This is a genomic window from Mycobacterium paraseoulense (assembly GCF_010731655.1).
Classification (GTDB): Bacteria; Actinomycetota; Actinomycetes; order Mycobacteriales; family Mycobacteriaceae; genus Mycobacterium; species Mycobacterium paraseoulense.
The window spans coordinates 101272-121039 of record NZ_AP022619.1; the positions used below are offsets into that span (position 1 = coordinate 101272).

Consider the following 19768-nt stretch of genomic DNA (forward strand, 5'->3'; position numbering starts at 1 on the left):
CGGTGAACGTCCGCGGAACGGCGACCGCTAGTGCAGGTGCGGCTCGAGCAATCCGGCCTGGCCGGTGGATGGCGGCCGGCCGGCCAGCCACTTACGGGTGGCCGCGTGCGATCGCTCGATAAGCGTTGCGCCGTTCGAGAAGTCGGCGCCGGAGGTGGCGACGGGGCACAGCGGCCGGATGACGCGCAGGTCGACCGCGCGCTCGAAGCGCTCGACGTCGACGGCCAGGCGATGGTTCACGGCCAGGGTCATGGCGTGCAACACCATGTTGACCGCCGTCTTCGGCGCCGCGGGCAGGGCGCACGAGTACCCGGTGGGCAGCACCCAGACGCGGTCGGCGCCCAGCGCGACCGCGTGCGACACCGGCGTGTTGTTCACGACGCCGCCGTCCATCAGGTCGCGCCCGTTGATCCGCACCGGCGGGAAGACGCCCGGGATGGCGGCGCTGGCGGCGATGGCATCGACGGCGTTGCCCGACGACAGCAGGACGTCGCCGCCGGAGATCACGTCGGTGGCCACCACGTGCAGCGGGATCGGGGCGTCCTCCAGCCGGGCGAACTGCAATTTGTCGGACAGCAGCCGCCGCAACCCGGTGTTGGGGACCAGGTGCGGCCGGCGGCCCAGCATGCCCATCGCGCCGGCGATCGGGTGAGTGGGGAAGATGTCCCTCCGCGACAGCGACGTCCACAGCTCGGCCAGTCCGCGAATCCCCGGACCGTCGGGCCGTGAGGCGATCCATCCGCCGTTGACCGCGCCCACGGACGTCCCGACGATCAGGTCGGGGCGTTCCCCCTCGTCGGCCAGCGCCAGCAGCATTCCGACGTGGATCGCGCCGAGGCTGGCCCCGCCGGACAACACGAAGGCCGTGGGCACAAATGCATACTAGGGACCTTTTGCGTGGGTGGTGCCGTAACGAATTGGGTAGCGTTTTCGATATGACGAACGTGCGAATAGTGACCACGGGGGTCGCGGCGGCGACGTTTGCGGCCACCGCAGCGGTGGCCGTCACGCCCGCGACCGCATCGGCGGACCCGGCCGGCCACCAGGTGACCTACACCATCACCGCCACCGGCAACCTCACCGGCAACGTGCGCTACATGAACACCGATCCGCCCAGCCAGGCGGCGTTCAACGCCAACTCGTCGCAGTACTTGAACAGCGTGCAGACGGCGTTCGCCGCGGGGCAGCCGCTGGTGTACAACGCGACCCTGGCCGACCCGAATCAGTGGGCGTTCGTGAACGCGAGCGGCGGGTGCCACTGGCCGGACTGCGATTCCTCGAACACGCCGCAGATTCAGTGCCAGATCGCCGTCGACGGCCAGGTCGTGGTGACACAGAGCGCCACCACCGGGGTCACCTGCTCGACGCGACCCTGGTGAGTCGCTGACCGCCGGTTTCGCCGATAGCGAGCACCACGCCGCCTTCGCGGCGGTTCAGTGGTGCACCCGCAACGCGAGGTAGTACTCGTGTCGCCGCGTGCTGTCGAGGGTGTAGCCCACCGCCTTCGTCACCCCGTCGTGGTCGGACTCCAGCCAGCGTTCGGTGTGCTGGCGCTCGAATTCGGTCCACGACGGCACGGTGAACCTCTCCAGGATCGTGTCGGGGTGCTCGAGGCTGTGATACAGGCCCCAGCTGTGACCTCCCGTGCGCAACCGCGAGCGCCGCACCGCGCCCATCGCGCCGACGAACTCTTCGAGGTTCTCGGTCGCCACCCGATACCGGACGGTCACCAGCACCGGCCCGTCGTTGGGGCATGGTTCGAACATGACCATCGGCGTCGGCCAGGCCCGCGAAATGTCGCGGCTCAGCTTCCCGGTCTCCGGCCGCAACCCGAGCGGGACGACGCTGAGGGCGGCGGCGCCCAGCAACACCGCCGACACCGTCAACGCCACGCCAAGCCCCTCGCGCGTGGCGATGAGGCCCCAGAGATACGAGCCGATGGCCTGAGATCCGGTGAAGACCAACAGGTACATCGCCAGCCCGCGGGCGCGGACCCAGCGCGGCAGGTGCAGCTGCGCGGCGGCGTTCAACGTCGTCAGGGTGATCAACCAGGTCATCCCCGACAACACCAGGAACGGCGTCGCCGCGGCGAACGGCAGCCAGACCGCCGCGAGCGTGGCAACGCCGTACCCCGCCGCGCAGCCGGCCAGCAGGGTGTTGGGCGGCACCTTCTGGCGCAGCGCACCGGGAACCGCCACGGCGAGCAGCGCGCCCACGCCGATGGCACCCAGCGCCACACCGTAGCCACCGGCTCCCAGGTGCCAGGTGTCGGCGGCGGTGACCGGTAAGAGCGCCAACAGGGCCGAAGCGGGGAAGACGAAAAGGGCTGCGCGCAAAAGTATCCGGCGGAAGATCGGACCGTTGACCGCGTAGGCCAGTCCGGTGACGATGGCCTGGCCGAGGTGTTCTCGTTCGGTGGGCGCGATCTGTGTGGGCGGGCGCCACGCAGCCAAGGCGATGATGATGCCGACGAACGAGATCGCGTTGATCGCGAAGACCGCTGCGGCACCGGCCCACGCCAGGACGACGCCGCCGATGGCGGGGCCGACCACTCGGGCGACGTTCACCGAGACGCTGGCCAATGTGGCGGCGGCCGTTATCTGCTCGCGCGGGACGACCTCGGGTTGAATCGCCTGCCAGGCCGGGGCGGTCAGCGCCGAGGCGACGCCGATGGCCAAGGTGAACAGCAGCAGCGCCGCGGGGGTGAGGTGGCCGAAGTAGGTCAGCCCCGCCAACGCCAGCGCTACCAACACCGCATAGGACTGCAGGAACATCAGCAACCGGCGCTGATTGAACACGTCGGCGAGCGCGCCGGCGAACAATGCCAACAGCAGCGTCGGCCCCAGGCTTGCCGTCTGGACCAGTGCCACGATCGTGGCGCTGCTGTGATCTTCGATCAGGAACCATTGCGCCGCCACGCTTTGCATCCAGGTGCCGACGTTGGAGACGAACTGTGCGATGAACAGCGAACGGAAAACGGGATTGCGCAACGGCGCCCACGCCGACAGCTCCGCGGCGTCGGTGCGCTCGTGCGTGATATCCGACATGCGGGCAGCGCCTTTCGCGTCGTGCGGCGGGGTAGAAGTCTAGGACACCCACCGGCGCGCTCGCGACCGAGCGGCCCGCTAGCCCAGGCTGGGCGCGTCGAAGGTGTCGCACTGCTTCGGGTCGCCGGTCTGGTAGCCGACGGTGAACCAGTGCTGCCGTTGCTCCGAGGAGCCGTGGGTCCACGACTCGGGGTTGACCCGCCCGGTCGCTTCCTTCTGGATGCGGTCATCGCCCACCGAGGCCGCCGCTGACAGGGCGTCCTGAATATCCCGGTCGCTCAACGGCTCTAGGTAGGGCACGCCGGTGCTCTCCTGCTTGACGGTCGACGCGTAGTGTGCCCAGATGCCCGCGTAACAGTCCGCCTGCAGCTCCGTGCGCACGCCGTTGCCGCCGGCGCCCTTCGCGCCCTGCTGGGAACGGCCCAGGACGCCCTGCAACTGCTGAACGTGGTGGCCGTATTCGTGGGCGACCACGTACTCCTGGGCGAACGGCCCACCGCTGGAACCGAACTTGTCGACCAGCTCCTGGAAGAAATCGGTGTCGAAGTACGCGGTCTGGTCCACCGGGCAGTAGAACGGCCCCACCGCGGTGGTGGCCGGTCCGCAGCCGGTGTCGACCGACCCGGTGAACAGCCGCACGTGCGGCCGGGTGTACTTCGGCATCAGCTGGCGCCAGACCGCGTCCACGGAGTTGCCCGTGGCGACCACGCGGCACTGCACGTACTTGTTCGCGTCGGCCCCGGTCTTGCACTGGCTCAGGTCGAACCCGGGCGCGGAGTAGCCCCCGGTGTTCGTCTGCGACTGGTCCATCACGCGGCCCGGGTCGACGCCCAACAGCAACGCCCCGATCAGGATGAGCAGGCCGAGGCCGCCGCCCCCGAGCGCCATCCCCATCCCGCCCCCGCCCGACGAGGACGCGGTGCTGGTGTCGATCTGCATACCCTCGTTGAAGGTCATGGCACGCTCCTAATGTTGCCGGGTCGCGGAGTAGCGGTCGTCGGTGTAGCGGCGCAGGTTGCGCAGGAAGCGGCGCAGCCCGAGATTCAGCAGCGGCCCCACCACGTACATCGCCGGCCGGGCGGGGCCCGCTGGCTTCTGCGCCATCGTCCACGTCAGCCGGCAACCGCCCGTAATGAGCTCGACCCGGTAGTCCTCGGCGAACGCGGCGACGGCCTGGGTCGAGCATTCGTTGAACCGAAAAGCCATGTGGCTGAACGGCTCCCAGGCCAGGAATTCCTCGTTGCCCACCATGCCGCCGCGCATCTCGACGACGCGGGTGGTGCCCACGCCGCGCGGCTCGGGGCTGGTCCAGGTGACCTTAGTGATCACGCTCGCCCAGCGCGGCCACGCCTGGGCGTCGGCGAGCACCTCGAACAGCTGCTCGGGCGTGATCGCGAGGTCGACGCTGTTGCGGAACACGAAAGGCGCGTTGTCGATGAAGCTCATGTCCACGCGCTCACAGGGGAACATGGCTCGAATCTATCCTGGCCCGTCGCTGGCCGCGGCCAGTAACGGCACCACGACGTCGCTGATCGGCGTCGCCAGGTTGTGGGCGCGGGCCTTGCGGACGATCACCCCGTTGCGGATGTCCCATTCCATCCGCCTGTGGTTCTCCCGGTCGGCCAGGATCGACGTCCCCATGTCCTCGGGGGCCCGGCGGAACAGCTCGCCCAACTCGTCGACGATGCCGTCGGGCAGCCGGGCGCCTTCGGCCCGCGCCACCGCCAGGCATTCGGCGACGTACCGGCGGGACAGGTCGGCGACGTCGTCACGGCGGTACATCCCGGACCGCCGGCCGGCCAGCGCCATGAACCCGGCCAGCGCATTGGTGAGCAGCTTGCGCCACGCCGCGGTGATGAAGTCGGGATCGCAGTCCACCCGGCACCCGGCGCCGCGCAGCAGCTCGGCGATCGCCTGCGCCGAAGGCCCGCTGGGCAGCACCAGTGCGGCCTCGGTGCGCAGCCGGATCCAGCCCTCGGGCCGGGCCTCGGCGGAGTACCAGACGATCCCCGGGACCACGGGCGACGACGGGCAATGCGGCTGCACCTGCTCGACCTGCTCCACGCCGTTCTGCAGCACGACGACGATGGTGTGCACGCCACACAGGCGCGCCAGCCATCCGGCGGCGGCGTCGTTCTGGGTGGCCTTGACCGCCAGCACCACGACGTCGACGGGTCCGGTGACCTCGCCGGGATCGGTGTGCACCGGGCCGGGGACGATGATCGGATCGGCGCCGTCGGGCCGCAATTCGACGCTGTCTCGGGGCGTGTGGCCGCACAACAGCACCGAATGCCCGGCCTGGTGCAGCAGCGCGGCGACCGTCGTGCCGACGGCGCCGGGGCCGACTAGTGCGATGGTGGTGGCGATAGGACCGAAAGTACCTGCTCTAGACTGGGCACTCGTCCAAAGCCTGCTGAAAGGGAGTGTTTGTGCTGCGCAGCCACGCCGCCGGTTCGCTGAGAAGTAGCGACGCCGGACAGCAGGTGACGCTGGCGGGCTGGGTGTCTCGCCGCCGCGACCACGGCGGCGTCATCTTCATCGACCTGCGCGACGCCTCCGGCATCGCGCAGGTGGTGTTCCGCAACGCTGACGTGCTGGCCCAGGCACACCGGCTGCGCGCGGAGTTCTGCGTCGCGGTCACCGGTGTCGTGGAGATCCGCCCGGAGGGCAACGCCAACCCGGAGATCGCCACCGGCGACATCGAGGTCAACGCGGCGTCGCTGACCGTGCTCGGCGAGAGCGCGCCGCTGCCGTTCCAGCTCGACGAGCCCGCCGGCGAGGAACTGCGGCTGAAGTACCGCTACCTGGACCTGCGCCGCGACGGCCCGGCCGCGGCAATGCGCTTGCGCTCCAAGGTGAATGCCGCCGCGCGCGAGGTGCTGGCCCGGCACGACTTCGTCGAGGTCGAAACGCCGACGATCACCCGCTCCACCCCGGAAGGCGCCCGCGACTTTCTGGTGCCCTCGCGGCTGCATCCCGGATCGTTCTACGCGCTGCCGCAGAGTCCGCAGCTGTTCAAGCAGCTGCTGATGGTGGCCGGGATGGAGCGCTACTACCAGATCGCCCGCTGCTATCGCGACGAGGATTTCCGCGCCGACCGCCAGCCCGAGTTCACCCAGCTCGACATGGAGATGAGCTTCGTCGACGCCGAGGACATCATCGCCATCTCCGAGGAGATCCTGACCGCGCTGTGGGCGCTGATCGGATACCAGGTCCCGACGCCCATCCCGCGGATCACCTACGCCGACGCGATGCGCCGGTTCGGCTCGGACAAGCCGGACATGCGCTTCTCCCTCGAGCTCGTCGAGTGCACAGAGTTCTTCAAAGACACCACCTTTCGCGTGTTCCAGGCGCCCTACGTCGGCGCGGTCGTGATGCCCGGCGGGGCGTCGCAGCCGCGGCGCACGCTGGACGGCTGGCAGGAATGGGCCAAACAGCGCGGGCACCGCGGGTTGGCCTATGTGCTGGTCGGTGACGACGGCACGCTGAGCGGTCCGGTGGCCAAGAACCTCAGCGACGCCGAACGGGACGGGCTGGCCGCCCATGTCGGGGCGAAGCCGGGGGACTGCATCTTCTTCTCGGCCGGCCCGCCGAGGTCGTCGCGGGCCCTGCTGGGGGCCGCGCGCAACGAGATCGCCGACCGCCTGGGCCTGATCGACCCGGAGGCGTGGGCGTTCGTCTGGGTGGTGGACCCGCCGCTGTTCGAGCCCGCCGACGAGGCGACCGCCGCCGGTGACGTGGCCGTCGGCTCCGGGGCCTGGACCGCGGTGCATCACGCGTTCACCTCGCCCAAGCCGGAGTACGAGGGTGTGGTCGACACCGACCCGGGCACGGTGCTGGCCGACGCCTACGACATCGTCTGCAACGGCAACGAGATCGGCGGTGGCTCGATCCGTATCCACCGCCGCGACATCCAGGAGCGCGTGTTCGCCGTGATGGGCCTGGACAAAGCCGAGGCCGAGGAGAAGTTCGGATTCCTGTTGGAGGCGTTCACCTTTGGCGCGCCGCCCCACGGCGGAATCGCCTTCGGCTGGGACCGGATCAACGCGCTGCTGTCCCGGGTGGACTCGATCCGCGAGGTGATCGCGTTCCCCAAGACCGGCGGCGGCGTCGACCCGCTCACCGACGCCCCGGCTCCCATCACCGCCCAGCAGCGCAAGGAGTCCGGAATAGACGCCAAGCCCGAGAAGGTTGAGCGGGCATGACCCAAATGCCTGACACCGACACGATCAACGCGTTCAACAAGAGCATCATCGACGAGTTCCGGACCAACGGCGGCAAGGTGGGCGGCCAGTTCGAGAACGCCGACCTGCTGTTGCTCACCACGACCGGCGCCAAGTCCGGACAGCCGCGGGTCTCGCCGCTGGCCTACTGCCACATCGACGGCAAGCTCATCATCATCGGCTCCTTCGCCGGCGCACCGGTCAGTCCGGCGTGGGTGCACAACCTGCGGGCCAACCCGGCGGCCCGGGTCGAGATCGGCGCCCCGCAGGGAGTGCAAGAGTTCGCCGTGACGGCGCACGAGTTGCCGTCCGACGAGCGCGACGCGCTCTTCGACAAGATCACCGTCGCCGCACCCGGGTTCGCCGAATACCAGTCGAAGACCAGCCGGGTCATCCCGTTGTTCGAATTGCAGCGCACCTAGGCCCGTGGCGACATCGCGGCTGACGCTGGCTCCCACGGTTTTGGCCGCGTCCCGCGCCGGGCTCAAACGCGTGCGCGGAACCTGGTTCAACCTCGTGCAGACCTCGGTGGCCGCGGGCGCGTCGTGGTACCTCGCGCACGACGTGCTGCACCACCCGCAGCCGTTCTTCGCGCCGATCGCCGCCGCGGTGTCCCTGTCGACCAGCAACGTGCTACGCGCGCAGCGCGCCATTCAGATGATGATCGGCGTGACCCTGGGCATCGGGATGGGCACCCTGGTCCAGGGTGTGCTCGGGCCCGGCGCGGTATCCATCGGCGTCGCCGCGCTGATCGCCCTGTACGCCGCGGTGTTCATCGGGCACGGGCTGATCGGGCAGGGAATGATGTTCGCCAACCAGACCGTCGTCTCGGCGATCCTGGTGTTGGCGCTCTTCCACAGCGGCGTCGGTTGGGAACGTATCAACGACGCCCTCATCGGGGGCGGGGTGGCCATCGTGTTCGCGGTCCTGCTCTTCCCCGCTGACCCGTTGCAGGTGCTGCGCAGCGCGCGCGTCGGCGTGCTGGGCGTCCTGCACGGTGTCTTGACGGGCACCGCGGACGTCGCCGCGGGGCGGCGTGTGCCCGCGCAAGACTGGCAGTTGGCGATGGCCGACCGCGTGCACCAGCAACTGGGCGGGCTCATCGAGGCCCGGACCACCGCCCGCCAGGTGGTCCGCATCGCCCCCCGGCGCTGGAGGGTGCGCGAGGTCGTTGGCGTCGCGGATCACCAGGCCATCCACGTGGTCCAGCTGGCCGGCTCCGTCCTGCAGCTGGCCCGCGTCGTCGTCCCCGCGGCGGACGGCCGCCGCGACCGGTTGCCCACGCCCGTGCCCGCCGTCCTGGTCCAACTCGCGGCGGCGACGGCCCTCGCCGACTCGGACCCCGCCGGGGCCGCGGCATACGCCGCCGGGGCGCGTCGCAGCGCCTCAGGGCTGCAGGCCGACGCCCGCGACCGGACCGAGGTGGTGCTGGCCGGCGCCGTCGCGGCCTGCGTCGACGACCTGCAGCGGGTGATCGACCTCCGGCACGCGTGAGGCGGTGGTTCAGCGGGAGTCGGCCAGGAATTCCTGGACCAACTTCCTCGGGGCCTGCGTCAGCCATGCCTCGGTGACCAGGTCCTCGAGGTCGCGGACCGAGATCTTGGCCAGCTGGACCAGCACGACCGGGTAGCCGTCGAAATGCGGTGTTGTGAAGTAGACGCCCGGCTCATCGGCGATCAACCCGAACTTGACCCCCTCGTCGGACACCCGCACGCCGAGGATGTCGCCCCCGGGCGGTTCCAACCCCTCGCGGGTGAGCGCCTCGCGTTCCGACGGGCGCAACGGCCGCTCCCAGGCCAGCAACTTCTTGCCGACCCGCCAGTCATGCGGCGACGGCTCCGAGGTGAGTGCCAGCTCACGGACGATGCGGGCGACGTCGTACCACGTGGCCACATCTCGATTGTGCTCCCGGTTTGGCGCGCGTGCCGCCGTATCGGCAAACGGTTTCGCGCCGCGGACGGCGCGGGACGGCCCGGTGTGATGTGATCAGCCTTGTGTCTGAAGCTGACGCCGGCGCCGCCCGCCGCCATCGGGTCACCCACCGCACCGAATACCGGTACTCCGACGTCGTGACCAGCTCCTACGGCCGCGGCTTTCTCACCCCCCGCGATTCGCTGCGCCAGCGCTGCGTGGAGCACCGGCTGACCATCGACCCGGCCCCGGCCGACGTTTCCACCAGCGTCGACGTCTACGGCAACATCAGCTCGTACTTCCACGTCACCGAGCCGCACCACGCCCTGACCGTCACCAGCGACTCCATCGTCGACGTGTATCCGCCCGCCCCCGGGCGTTACACCGCCGGGCCGGCGGTGCAGCCGTGGGAGGCCGCCCGCCCGACGGGAGGCGGGGGAGCGCTCGCCGTCGAATTCACCCTGGACCTGAACCCCCCGGAGATCACCGACGAGGTCCGCGAGTACGCGGCGCCAAGTTTCGCCCCTGGGCGTCCGCTGGTCGACGTGCTGCGTGACCTCGCGTCGCGGATCTACACCGACTTCACCTACCGATCGGGCTCGACGACGATTTCCACCGGGGTAAATGAGGTTCTGGCGGCCCGGGAAGGGGTATGTCAGGACTTTGCACGGCTGGCGATCGCCTGCCTGCGCGCCAACGGTCTGGCGGCCAGCTACGTGTCCGGCTACCTGGCCACCGACCCGCCACCGGGGAAGGATCGAATGATCGGTATAGACGCCACCCATGCCTGGGCGGCGGTGTGGACACCGCAGCAGCCCGGCCAATTCGAGTGGCTGGGTTTGGATCCCACGAACGACCAGCTGGTCGACGAGCGCTACATCATCGTGGGACGCGGCCGCGACTACGCGGACGTGCCGCCGCTGCGGGGCATCATCTACACGAACTCGGAACACAGCGTGATCGACGTCGCCGTCGACGTGGTGCCCTTCGAAGGGGACGTGCTCCATGCGTGACTTCAACTGCCCCAACTGCGGCCAGCGCCTGACGTTCGAGAACTCCACCTGCCTGAACTGTGGCAGCGCGCTCGGGTTTTCGCTCGACCAGATGGCCCTGTTGGTGATCGCCGACGGGAACGCCGGCGAGCACGCCGGGTTCGTGGACGCTTCCGAGTATCAGCTGTGCGCCAATCTGCTACTGGCCGAATGCAATTGGCTGGTGCCGGTCAATAATCCCCGGCTGCTGTGCGCGTCTTGCGCGCTGACCACCGTGCGGCCCAACGACGCCGACTCCGCCGGCCTGGCCGAGTTCGCGCGGGCCGAGGCGGCCAAGCGCCGGCTGATCGCCGAGCTGCACGAGCTCAAGCTGCCGATCATCGGGCGTGACGAAGACCCCGAGCAGGGATTGGCCTTCCACCTGCTGTCCAGCGCGCATGAGCAGGTGATGACGGGCCACGACAACGGGGTGATCACCTTGGACCTGGCCGAGGGCGACGACGTGCACCGCGAGCAGTTGCGGGTGGAGATGGAGGAGCCATACCGCACGCTGCTGGGGCACTTCCGGCACGAGATCGGGCACTACTACTTCTACCGGCTGATCGCCCCGTCCAGCGATTACCTGGCGCGCTTCAACGAGCTGTTCGGCGACCCCGACGCCGACTACCAGGAGGCGCTCGATCGCCACTACAGCGACGGGCCGCCCGAGGACTGGCAGGAAGACTTCGTGTCGTCGTACGCCACCATGCATCCCGCCGAGGACTGGGCCGAGACGTTCGCGCACTACCTGCACATCCGCGACACCCTGGACACCTCGGCGTGGTGCGGCTTCGTCTCGGCGTCCGCGACATTCGACCGTCCGGCGTTGGGCCCCAGCGCTTTTCAGACGATCATCGACACGTGGCTGCCGCTATCGTGGTCGCTGAACATGGTGAACCGGTCGATGGGCCATGACGACCTGTACCCATTTGTGTTGCCCGTCGCGGTGCTGGAGAAGATGAGATTCATCCACACCGTGATCGACGAGGTGACTTCGGAATCGCGGGGGCCGGTCACCGTCGCGAGCTAGTCGGCGGCTCACCGCTGTCGGACTAGCGGGTAACCGCCATGGACAGCGGTGATCGCGAGGGCGGCGTAGCCGGGTGAAGCGGGTCACCGCCATGGACTACGCCCGATTCGGCAGCGTCAAAACGGGCACACTGCGGCGGTGTGCTTCTCGATCACGGCGGATCTGGTGGTGGGCACCGCCCTGGTGCCGGTTGCGGTCGCCGCCCTGCGCGAGGTGAAGCAGTGGCGCGAGCTGCCATTCGCGTTGTTGCCCACCGTGTTCGCCGTCCACCAGTTCCTCGAGGCGGCAGTGTGGCCCAACGACGTGGTCTCCGCCGGGACGGCGCAGTTCGCGCTGCGGGCATACGTCTTTATCGCGCTGCCGCTGCTCCCAGCGCTGGTCCCGTTCGCGATCTTGATGCTCGAACCGCGCGGCGCCCGACTACGGGTGGCGCCCTTTGTGGCGCTCGGCGCCGTCGTGTCGGCGTATTTGGCTGTCGTCGTCCTCACCAGACCGATCGGAGTGAAGACGTGCCCCCACGCGCTGGAGTACCAGACCGACGCTCGCGACAGCTACGTGTGGGCGGTGCTCTACATCGTCGCCGTCATCGGGCCGGCATTGATTTCGGGATATCGCTCCATCGTGGTGTTCGGGTTGGCGAACCTGGTGGGGCTGATCGTGGTCGCCATCCTCTACCTGCAGGCCTTCGCGTCACTGTGGTGCATCTACGCCGCCGTGCTGTCGGTCCTTGTGCTGGTGCACATGCGGCGTCGTCGGCGACTGCCGGATTCACACCGCAACCGTGGCGTCGCCCTGGATCGCGCGACATCGAGCGTGTGATCCCGTCGTAGGGCCGGCCGTCTCGCGATGGCCGCACAGCAGGCCGCCGCTGGCTTTTTGTATTCCCGTGTGTCACTTGGGTTTCAGTGGTCACAGCGCGGTCTTTTTTGTCGGTGGGTGTTCCTAGAGTTTGGTTATGGGTGCGAGTAGTCGTGAGGAGATCGTCGAGGTCTTCGACGCGCTCGATAACGACGCGGACCGGCTGTGCGCGTTGTCCTTTGAGGTGCTCACCACCCCGGAGCGGTTACGCGCCCTGGAGCGGGTGGAACGCGTGGCCCGCAAGCTACGCACCCCGCAGCACGCGTTGATCAACCAGCTCGACGGGCAGGCCAGCCCCGAAGAGCTGGGCGGCTCGCTGCGGGTGGGGCTGGCCGACCGGTTGCGCATCACCACCGGCGAGGCCGCCCGGCGCATCGGCGAAGCCCAGGATCTCGGGAGCGCCGGGCGTTGACCGGTGAGCCGTTGGCCCCCCAGCTGAGCGCGACGGCGGCCGGGCAACGCGGCGGGCTCATCGGCGACGGGCACATCAAAGTGATCCGTAGCTTCCTGGCCCACCTGCCCGCCGAGGTGGACATATTGACCCGGCAGGCCGCCGAGGCCGACCTGGCCGGCAAGGCCGCCGGATACCGCCCCGACGAGTTGGCCAAATACGCCCAGCGGGTCATGGATTGGCTGCACCCCGACGGGGACTTCAGCGACGCCGAGCGCGCCCGCAAACGCGGGATCACACTGGGGACGCAGGACTTCGACGGCATGTCCCGCCTCAGCGGGCTGGTGACCCCGGAGTTGCGGGCCGCGATCGAGGCCATGCTGGCCAAGCTCGCCGCGCCCGGGGCGTGCAACCCCGACGATGAAATCCCTGTGGTGGATGCGACACCGGATGACGACGCGGTGCGCCGCGACACCCGATCTCAGGCTCAGCGCAACCATGACGCCTTCCTGGCCGGGCTGCGCGGTTTGCTCGCCTCCGGGGAACTGGGCTCGCACAACGGGCTGCCGGTGTCGATCGTGGTGACCACCACGCTGCAAGACTTGGAGGCCGCCGCCGGCAAGGCCCTGACGGCCGGCGGCACGCTGGTGCCGATGTCGGATGTGATCCGCTGGGCCGGCCACGCTCACCATTACTTGGCGATTTTCGACAACGGCCGATCACTGGCGCTGCATCACACCAAACGGTTGGCCTCCCCGGCGCAGCGGATCATGCTCTACGCCAAGGATCGTGGGTGCACCAAGCCCGGCTGTGATGCGCCGGCCTATCACAGCCAGGTCCACCACGTGAAAGGTTGGACAACCACCCGGCGCACCGACATCGACGACCTCACCCTGGCCTGCGGGCCCGACAACCGGCTCGCCGAAAAAGGCTGGACCACCCGCACCAACGCCCGCGGCGAAACCGAATGGCTCCCGCCACCCCACCTCGACCGCGGCCAACCAAGGACCAACACCTACCACCACCCCGAACGATTCCTCCGCGACGAAGACCGCGACGGTGACGACGACGAACCCGATTGACACAACGCCCGCTAGGCCCGATGGCGGTGACCCGCTTCGCCCGGCTTCGCCGCGCTCGCGATCACCGCTAGGCCCGATGGCGGTGACCCGCTTCGCCCGGCTTCGCCGCGCTCGCGATCACCGCTAGGCCCGATGGCGGTGACCCGCTTCGCCCGGCTTCGCCGCGCTCGCGATCACCGCTAGCCCTAGGCCGGCATCACCCGGCGCACGTCGGGACCCCACAGCGGTTGCATGCCACCGGGCAGCGCCAGCTGCGTGGTGGTGATGACTTCGGCCAGCTCGCGCAACCCGGCGTGTACCGCACCGAGCAGGTCGGCCAGCTCCGCGCGCAGCCCGTCGGCGCTGACGAGTTCCAGCTCGGCGGGATGCGAGCGGCGCAGCAGGGTGCCGATCTCGTCCACCAGCCGCTCCGGACGCGATGACCCCGATGCCCCCGGCAGGTCCTTGAGGTTGGTCCGCAGCCGCTCGACCTGATACAGCAACGACCGCGGATTCTGCGCGTCGAACAGCATCAGCTCGGCCACGGCCGCGACGCTGACCTTGCCCACGGTGCGGCGCCGGTAGATGACCGAGGACTCGCACGCCACCAGCATCGCCTCGATGATCGTCTGCTCGGCGGCGGGCCCGCGGACGGCGGTCAGCGTGGACCGCAGCAGCGCGGTCAGCCAGAGGCCGCGTTCGATCCGCTTGCCGATGTCCATCATCGTCCAGCCCACGTCGCGCACCATCGACTCCCCGGCCACCCCCGCCAGGGTCAGCATCCCGGACAGCGTCTGCACCTGAGCCGACGCGAGCAGCGCGTCGGCCTCCGCCAGGGAATCCGGCGGCTCCCGCCGCTGAGCCAGCGCGCGTTCCACCCCGGCCAGCACCATCCAGGTGTCGTTGGACATCTGGTCGCGCACCGCCCGGGCGGCCAGCGCCAGACCCTCCACCGACTGCAGCAGGGATCCCGGCCGGTCGGGATCCACGGTCAGCGACCACAGCGTCGAGGGGGCGACGGCGATCATCTCGGCCCCATCGCTGGCCACCTCGCTGGCGCTGTCGTCGGGCCCGGTGATCCGCGCCAGCGCGGCCATCAGCACGGGCACGCATTCGCTTTCCTCGGTGTGCTGCTGATGCCGGTAGACATGGAACCTGTCCCTTGCGACGAGCAGCAGCCGCGCCATGTTCTCCGCGCGTTCGCCGTAGCGGCCGATCCAGAAGAGGTCCGACAGCACGCGCGGCGAGCTGACGCCCCAGGTGCCCGCAGCCGTCTTCGCGGGCGGCACCGGCGACGGCAAGCTCACCGCCTCGGCCCGCGCGCGCTCGGTCGGACGCACCCAGACATCCTTGGCGGCAACGGTTTGCAGCGTGTATGCGGCGGGTCCGGGCGCCAGCACGTAGCCGACGCCGCCGATCATCGGGGCGTATCCGCCGCGCTGGGCGACGTTGAACAACCGGATGCCGACGCCGGCCGACGACAACACCCCGGCGTGGTCGGTGGGCGCCGACGAGAATTGCGGCAGCTCCTGCCCGATCCACTGCCACGGCATCTTCTCGATTCGGGCGGCCAATTGCGCCAACTGATACGACGAAAGAGTCGGCCCGACATGGGTTTTCCCGCCGACGGTGGACTTCACCAGCAGCGAAGACAGATTCGCCAGCAAGTGCGACCGTTCGGCGGCGATGCCGCCCCAGTAGACCGGCGCCGTTTGCAGCAGCGGCGCCTCGGAGAGCAGGTGCTCGGAGAGTGTGGGCAAAAACCGAAGCAGCCCGGGGTTTTCGAGGACGCCGCTGCCCAGTGTGTTGACGACGGTCACCGTCCCGCGGTGGCACGCCTCGACCAGGCCGGCCACGCCGAGGCGGGAGTCGGCGCGCAGGTCGAGGGGATCGGTGTAGTCGGCGTCGACCCGGCGAAGGACGACGTCGACCCGTTTCAAGGTGCCCAGCGAGCGCATCCACAGCTTGCCGTCGCGCACCACCAGGTCCGCGCTCTCCACCAGTGGGAAGCCCAGCAGCGTGGCCAGATACGCCTGGTCGAAGGCGGTTTCGGAGAAGATGCCCGGGCTGAGGACCACCACAACCGGGTCCTGCGCGTCGTCGGGCGCGGCGTCGATCAGGGCCAGCCGCAGCGCCTGGGCGAACGGCGTCGTGGGGCGTGGCACGATCCGTTCGTAGAGATCGGGAATCGAGTGCGCGACGACGCGCCGGTCGGCGAGCGCGTAGCCCGCGCCCGACGGCGCCTGCGTCCAGTCGGCGTTGACCCGGAAGGCGCCGTCCGGCAACCGGCTGACGTCACAGGCGTGCAGGAAAAGCTGGTGATGCCCGGGCACTTCGATGCCGTTGGCGGCGCGCACATAACCGGGATGGGCGAACAGCAACTCGGGCGGCAGCACGCCCTCGGTGAGCAGGCTGCGCTGCCCGTACAGGTCGGCGAGCACGGCGTCGAGCAGCCGCGACCGCTGGACCAGCCCCGCCTCGAGCGCCTCCCACTCCGCGGCCGAGAGCACGAGCGGCAGCGTGTCCAGGACCCACGGCCGCGGCTCCAGGCCATGGCCGGGATCGACGTCGGTATAGGTGATGCCGTCGCTGTCGATCAGGCCGCGCACCACCGAGCGCAGCCGGTCGAGCCCCGCCCGGCCGCGCTCCGCGACGGTGTCGGCCAGCTCCGCCCAGGCCGGCCGCACGTTGCCGTCCCGGTCGACGAATTCGTCGTAGCCGGCGGCCGGGCCGTGCCGAAGGTCGAAGAGCGCCTCCTGGGCGCGCGCGGCCCGGTAGCCGGCCAGCAGCCGGTCGGCGTCGTAGCCGTCTTCGTGGCGCCCACCAGCGGCCGGGGCTATGCCGGCGCCGAATGTCCTGTCGGCAAACACCATTACCGCTGAACGGTACGCACGCGGCGCAGGTCAAGGATGCCCGGCGCGCCGACGTCGGTGAAAATGCGGGCCTGTTTCTCCCGGATGCCGGACAGGTCGAGCTTGCCGGGGGTGAAGCCGGTCGCCTCGAAGCGGCGGGCGCGGCGCGCCTCGGCTTCGACGGCGTTGACGGGCGGCTCGTCGTAGGCCCGCCCACCGGGATGCGCGACGTGATAGGTGCAGCCGCCACGCGCCGTGCCCGTCGTCAGGTCGACCAGTTCGAACTGCAGCGGCACGTCGGTGCTGATGGTCGGGTGCAGCGCGCTCGGTGGCTGCCAGGCCTTGAAGCGCACCCCGCCCACGTGGATGTCGGCGTTGTCGGTGGCCAGCAGCGGCACCGGGTAGCCGTTGACGGTCACCACGTAGCGGTGGCGGTCGGCGCCGATGACGCGGACCTGGATGCGCTCGACCGACGAGTCGACGTAGCGGGCGGTGCCGGTGGCGGTGGCCTCCTCGCCCAGGGTGTTCCAGGGCTCGATGGCTCCGCGCAGCTCGATCTCGACGCCGTCGAAAACCGCGGTGCCGATGCGCGGGAAGCGGAACTCGGTGAACGGATCCAGCCAGCTGGTCTCGAACGCGATGCCGTGCGCGCGCAGGTCGGCCGCCACGTCGGCGATGTCATGAATCAGGAAGTGCGGCAACAGGTATCGGCCGTGCAGGTTGGCGCCGTGGCGGATCAGCGGGGCGCGTAGCGGCTCGTCCCAGAACCACGCGACCAGCGAGCGCACCAGCAGCGACTGCACCATCGCCATGCGCAGGTGCGGGGGCATCTCGAACCCGCGCAGCTCCAGCAGGCCGAGCCGGCCGCGGGCGCTGTCGGGGCTGTAGAGCTTGTCGATGCAGAACTCGGCGCGGTGGGTGTTGCCGGTGATGTCGGTCAGCAGGTGGCGCAGCGCGCGGTCGATCACCCACGGCTTGGCGGCCCCGCCCGCGGAGAGCCGCGCGATTTCGGCGAACGCGATCTCGAGTTCGTACAGCGCCTCGGCCCGGCCCTCGTCGACTCGGGGGGCCTGCGAGGTGGTGCCGACGAACCGCCCGGCGAACAGATACGAGAGCGACGGGTGCCGCTGCCAATAGGTCAGCAGCGAGACCAGCAGGTCGGGGCGCCGCAGCAGCGGCGAGTCCGCGGGCGTGACGCCGCCGAGCGTGATGTGGTTGCCGCCCCCGGTGCCGCCGTGGGTGCCGTCCACATCGAAGGACTCGGTCGACAACCGGGCCAGCCGGGCCTGCTCGTACAGGGTTTCGAGTTGCCGACTCTGCTCCGCGAAGCTGGCGGTGGGCGCGACGTTGACCTCGATGACGCCGGGGTCCGGGGTGATCGTCGTCGAGCGCAGCCTGGGGTCCGGCGGGGGCTCGTAGCCCTCGATCACGACCGGGCAGTCGGCCTTGGCGGCGGCGGCCTCGACGCGGGCGACGAGGTCGACGAAGTGTTCCAGCGCCTCGGTGGGCGGGATGAAGACGTAGAGCAGCCCGTCGCGAACCTCGGCGACCATCGCGGTGGGCGGCGCGGTGTCGGAGTCTTCCACCACCGCGGTGCCCGACTCCGCCGACAGCGCGCCGCCGACGGTCTGCGGGTCGGCCTCGAACGACGGTCGCGGCGGTCGCCAGCTGATGGAATCCAGCGGCAGCCGCAGGCCCGCCGGAGAGTCGCCGGGCAGCAACACGATTCGACCGCGGCGCAGCCGCCAGTCGGCGCTCGCCCAGCCCGCACCGTCGTCGCGGCGGTGCAGCGGCAAAACGAAAGCGGCTGGCGCCGTGACGGATTCGTCGAGGCGGGCCAGCAGGGCGGCGCGGGCGTCGGGAGCGTCCTGGCCGAGGTCGTCGGCCGGTTCCACCGGGTCGCCTTCGGGCTGCCGCACCTTGGTCATCAGCCGGTGCAGCGGGTCCTCGTAGGCGGCCCGCACCTGCGAAAGCGGCAGTCCCAGCCCGTCGGCGACCCCGGCGAGCAGCCGGTTGGCCGCGCCGACGTCGACCGGGTCCGGCCGGTCGCCCCACGGGTCGGCCAGCAGCGCGTCGTCGGTCCACAGCGGTCGCCCGTCGGTGCGCCAGTACAGCGCGATCTGCCAGCGCGGCAACGGTTCTCCCGGATACCAGCGGCCCTGTCCGCGCTGCACCAACCCGTGTGGCGCCCACACCGCCTTCAGGCGGGCGGCCAGGTCGGAGGCGCGCCGCCGCTTGTGCGGGCCGTCGGCCGCCGTGGTCCACTCTTCGGCGACCTGATCGTCCACCGACACGAACGTGGGCTCACCCCCGATGGTCAACCGCACGTCGGCGGCCGCCAGGCGCTCGTCGAGGCGCTGGCCGACCTCGCAGATCGTCTGCCACGCGGCGTCGACGTAGGGCAGGGTGACGCGGGGGTCCTCGTGGACGCGGGTGACGGTGTTGGAGAACTCCAGCACCGATTCGCACGGTTCGGTGCCGCCGCTGATGGGCGCCGCGGACGCCGGCTGCGGGGTGGCCGCCAACGGGATGTGGCCTTCGCCGGCGAACAATCCCGACGTCGGGTCCAGCCCGATCCATCCGGCGCCGGGGATGTACACCTCGGTCCAGGCGTGCAGGTCGGTGAAGTCGGCGGCGGGGCCCGACGGCCCGTCGAGCGCCTCCACGTCGGAAGCCAGCTGCACCAGATAGCCGGACACGAAGCGGGCCGCCAGCCCCAGCTGGCGCAGTATCGACACCAGCAGCCACGCCGAATCCCGGCACGAGCCGACCCCGGTGCGCAGCGTGTGATCGGGTGTCTGGACGCCGGGTTCCATCCGCACGCTGTAGGCGACGTCGGCGTTGACGGCGCGGTTGAGGGCGACCAGCACGTCGATGGTGCGCGTCCCGGCCGGCACCGAGAAGTTGCGCACCCAGGCCCGCGAGAGCTCGCCGGGGCCCGCCCCGCTAGAGCCCGGGCCGTCCTCGTCGACGGGCCGCAGGTATGGCTCCAGGTCGTCGGAGAGCTCCTTGGGGTAGGTCAACCCGGTCTCCGGCCACTTCTCGGCCCAGTCCTCGATGAAGAAGTCGAACGGGTTGATCACCTTGAGGTCGGCGATCAGGCCGACCGTGATGGTCAGTCGCCGCGTGGGATTCGGAAACACCAGGCGCGCAAGGAAATTCCCGACGGCGTCCTGTTGCCAGTTGATGAAGTGCTCTTCGGGCTCGACGCGCAGCGAGTAGGCGTCCACCGGTGTGCGGCAATGGGGCGCCGGGCGCAGCCGAACGACATGCGGATACACCCGGACCGGCCGGTCGAAGGTGTAGCTGGTGCGGTGCTCCAGCGCGACTTTGATGCTCATATCAAGCTGATCTCATCACAGGC

At 69.9% G+C, this 19768-nt stretch carries 15 protein-coding genes and 1 pseudogene; 8 read left to right on the top strand and 8 right to left on the bottom strand.

Features of this window, described 5'->3' with window-relative positions; translation table 11 throughout:
* Nucleotides 1–27 precede the first annotated feature (27 nt).
* A complete protein-coding gene (locus tag G6N51_RS00530; protein WP_083176071.1) occupies nucleotides 28–873 on the bottom strand; it encodes a patatin-like phospholipase family protein in 846 nt (281 codons plus the stop codon).
* 62 nt (nucleotides 874–935) lie between these two features.
* On the opposite strand from G6N51_RS00530, the gene G6N51_RS00535 reads away from it, so the two are divergent.
* Entirely contained in the window at nucleotides 936–1379 is a 444-nt protein-coding gene (locus G6N51_RS00535; RefSeq protein ID WP_083176073.1) for a hypothetical protein, read from the top strand.
* A gap of 54 nt (nucleotides 1380–1433) precedes the next feature.
* On the opposite strand, the gene G6N51_RS00540 is transcribed toward G6N51_RS00535, so the two are convergent.
* The 4 genes from G6N51_RS00540 to G6N51_RS00555 all read right to left on the bottom strand — a co-directional run bounded on the left by G6N51_RS00540 (nucleotide 1434) and on the right by G6N51_RS00555 (nucleotide 5414).
* A complete protein-coding gene (locus G6N51_RS00540) occupies nucleotides 1434–3047 on the bottom strand; it encodes an MFS transporter (protein WP_083176075.1) in 1614 nt (537 codons plus the stop codon).
* 78 nt (nucleotides 3048–3125) lie between these two features.
* Nucleotides 3126–4004: a KPN_02809 family neutral zinc metallopeptidase gene (ypfJ, locus tag G6N51_RS00545; RefSeq protein ID WP_163750596.1), complete on the bottom strand. Its 879-nt coding sequence runs from the start codon at nucleotides 4002–4004 to the stop codon at nucleotides 3126–3128.
* A gap of 9 nt (nucleotides 4005–4013) precedes the next feature.
* Nucleotides 4014–4517 carry an SRPBCC family protein gene (locus G6N51_RS00550; RefSeq protein ID WP_083176689.1) on the bottom strand — a complete coding sequence of 168 codons (504 nt, stop codon included), beginning with the start codon at nucleotides 4515–4517 and terminating at the stop codon, nucleotides 4014–4016.
* A gap of 9 nt (nucleotides 4518–4526) precedes the next feature.
* A complete protein-coding gene (locus tag G6N51_RS00555) occupies nucleotides 4527–5414 on the bottom strand; it encodes an oxidoreductase (protein WP_180134414.1) in 888 nt (295 codons plus the stop codon).
* A gap of 56 nt (nucleotides 5415–5470) precedes the next feature.
* Between G6N51_RS00555 and aspS the strand changes: the two genes are divergently transcribed.
* Genes aspS through G6N51_RS00570 form a run of 3 tightly spaced genes read left to right on the top strand, consistent with a single transcriptional unit; the run spans nucleotide 5471 to nucleotide 8764 of the window.
* Nucleotides 5471–7252 (top strand): aspartate--tRNA ligase, encoded by a 1782-nt coding sequence (gene aspS, locus G6N51_RS00560; protein ID WP_142275287.1) that lies wholly within the window; start codon nucleotides 5471–5473, stop codon nucleotides 7250–7252.
* Entirely contained in the window at nucleotides 7249–7692 is a 444-nt protein-coding gene (locus G6N51_RS00565; RefSeq protein WP_083176683.1) for a nitroreductase family deazaflavin-dependent oxidoreductase, read from the top strand. The genes aspS and G6N51_RS00565 overlap by 4 nt, the downstream gene beginning before the upstream one ends.
* 4 nt (nucleotides 7693–7696) lie before the next feature.
* Nucleotides 7697–8764: an FUSC family protein gene (locus G6N51_RS00570; RefSeq protein WP_232078142.1), complete on the top strand. Its 1068-nt coding sequence runs from the start codon at nucleotides 7697–7699 to the stop codon at nucleotides 8762–8764.
* 9 nt (nucleotides 8765–8773) lie between these two features.
* Here G6N51_RS00570 and G6N51_RS00575 read toward each other — a convergent pair whose 3' ends face one another.
* Nucleotides 8774–9163, bottom strand: coding sequence for an MmcQ/YjbR family DNA-binding protein (locus G6N51_RS00575; RefSeq protein ID WP_083176680.1), 390 nt, complete (start codon nucleotides 9161–9163; stop codon nucleotides 8774–8776).
* An 89-nt stretch (nucleotides 9164–9252) separates the two neighbouring features.
* Here G6N51_RS00575 and G6N51_RS00580 point away from each other — a divergent pair, with 89 nt between their 5' ends.
* From G6N51_RS00580 to G6N51_RS00595, 4 genes and pseudogenes are all read left to right on the top strand, one after another.
* On the top strand, nucleotides 9253–10194 hold the full coding sequence (locus G6N51_RS00580) for a transglutaminase family protein (RefSeq protein WP_174814276.1): 942 nt from the start codon (nucleotides 9253–9255) through the stop codon (nucleotides 10192–10194).
* The gene (locus tag G6N51_RS00585; protein ID WP_083176677.1) at nucleotides 10187–11242 is read left to right on the top strand and encodes a zinc-binding metallopeptidase family protein; all 1056 of its coding nucleotides are present in this window, start codon (nucleotides 10187–10189) and stop codon (nucleotides 11240–11242) included. Before G6N51_RS00580 ends, G6N51_RS00585 begins: the two co-directional genes overlap by 8 nt.
* 138 nt (nucleotides 11243–11380) lie before the next feature.
* Nucleotides 11381–12061, top strand: coding sequence for a DUF6629 family protein (locus tag G6N51_RS00590; RefSeq protein ID WP_083176674.1), 681 nt, complete (start codon nucleotides 11381–11383; stop codon nucleotides 12059–12061).
* 136 nt (nucleotides 12062–12197) lie between these two features.
* A pseudogene (locus tag G6N51_RS00595) lies at nucleotides 12198–13573 on the top strand (HNH endonuclease signature motif containing protein).
* A gap of 185 nt (nucleotides 13574–13758) precedes the next feature.
* Here the strand turns inward: G6N51_RS00595 and G6N51_RS00605 are convergent.
* Nucleotides 13759–16425, bottom strand: coding sequence for a circularly permuted type 2 ATP-grasp protein (locus tag G6N51_RS00605; RefSeq protein ID WP_083176746.1), 2667 nt, complete (start codon nucleotides 16423–16425; stop codon nucleotides 13759–13761).
* Nucleotides 16425–19745, bottom strand: a complete 3321-nt coding sequence (locus G6N51_RS00610; protein ID WP_083176744.1) for a transglutaminase family protein — start codon at nucleotides 19743–19745, stop codon at nucleotides 16425–16427. Before G6N51_RS00610 ends, G6N51_RS00605 begins: the two co-directional genes overlap by 1 nt.
* Nucleotides 19746–19768 lie beyond the last annotated feature (23 nt).

Bases quoted from the DNA above. Each gene is read 5' to 3' on its own strand.
- G6N51_RS00605 (WP_083176746.1), bottom strand. From the start codon at position 16,425: ATGGTGTTTGCCGACAGGACATTCGGCGCCGGCATAGCCCCGGCCGCT.
- ypfJ (WP_163750596.1), bottom strand. From the start codon at position 4,004: ATGACCTTCAACGAGGGTATGCAGATCGACACCAGCACCGCGTCCTCG.
- G6N51_RS00610 (WP_083176744.1), bottom strand. From the start codon at position 19,745: ATGAGCATCAAAGTCGCGCTGGAGCACCGCACCAGCTACACCTTCGAC.
- G6N51_RS00565 (WP_083176683.1), top strand. From the start codon at position 7,249: ATGACCCAAATGCCTGACACCGACACGATCAACGCGTTCAACAAGAGC.
- G6N51_RS00535 (WP_083176073.1), top strand. From the start codon at position 936: ATGACGAACGTGCGAATAGTGACCACGGGGGTCGCGGCGGCGACGTTT.
- G6N51_RS00585 (WP_083176677.1), top strand. From the start codon at position 10,187: ATGCGTGACTTCAACTGCCCCAACTGCGGCCAGCGCCTGACGTTCGAG.
- G6N51_RS00540 (WP_083176075.1), bottom strand. From the start codon at position 3,047: ATGTCGGATATCACGCACGAGCGCACCGACGCCGCGGAGCTGTCGGCG.
- G6N51_RS00550 (WP_083176689.1), bottom strand. From the start codon at position 4,517: ATGTTCCCCTGTGAGCGCGTGGACATGAGCTTCATCGACAACGCGCCT.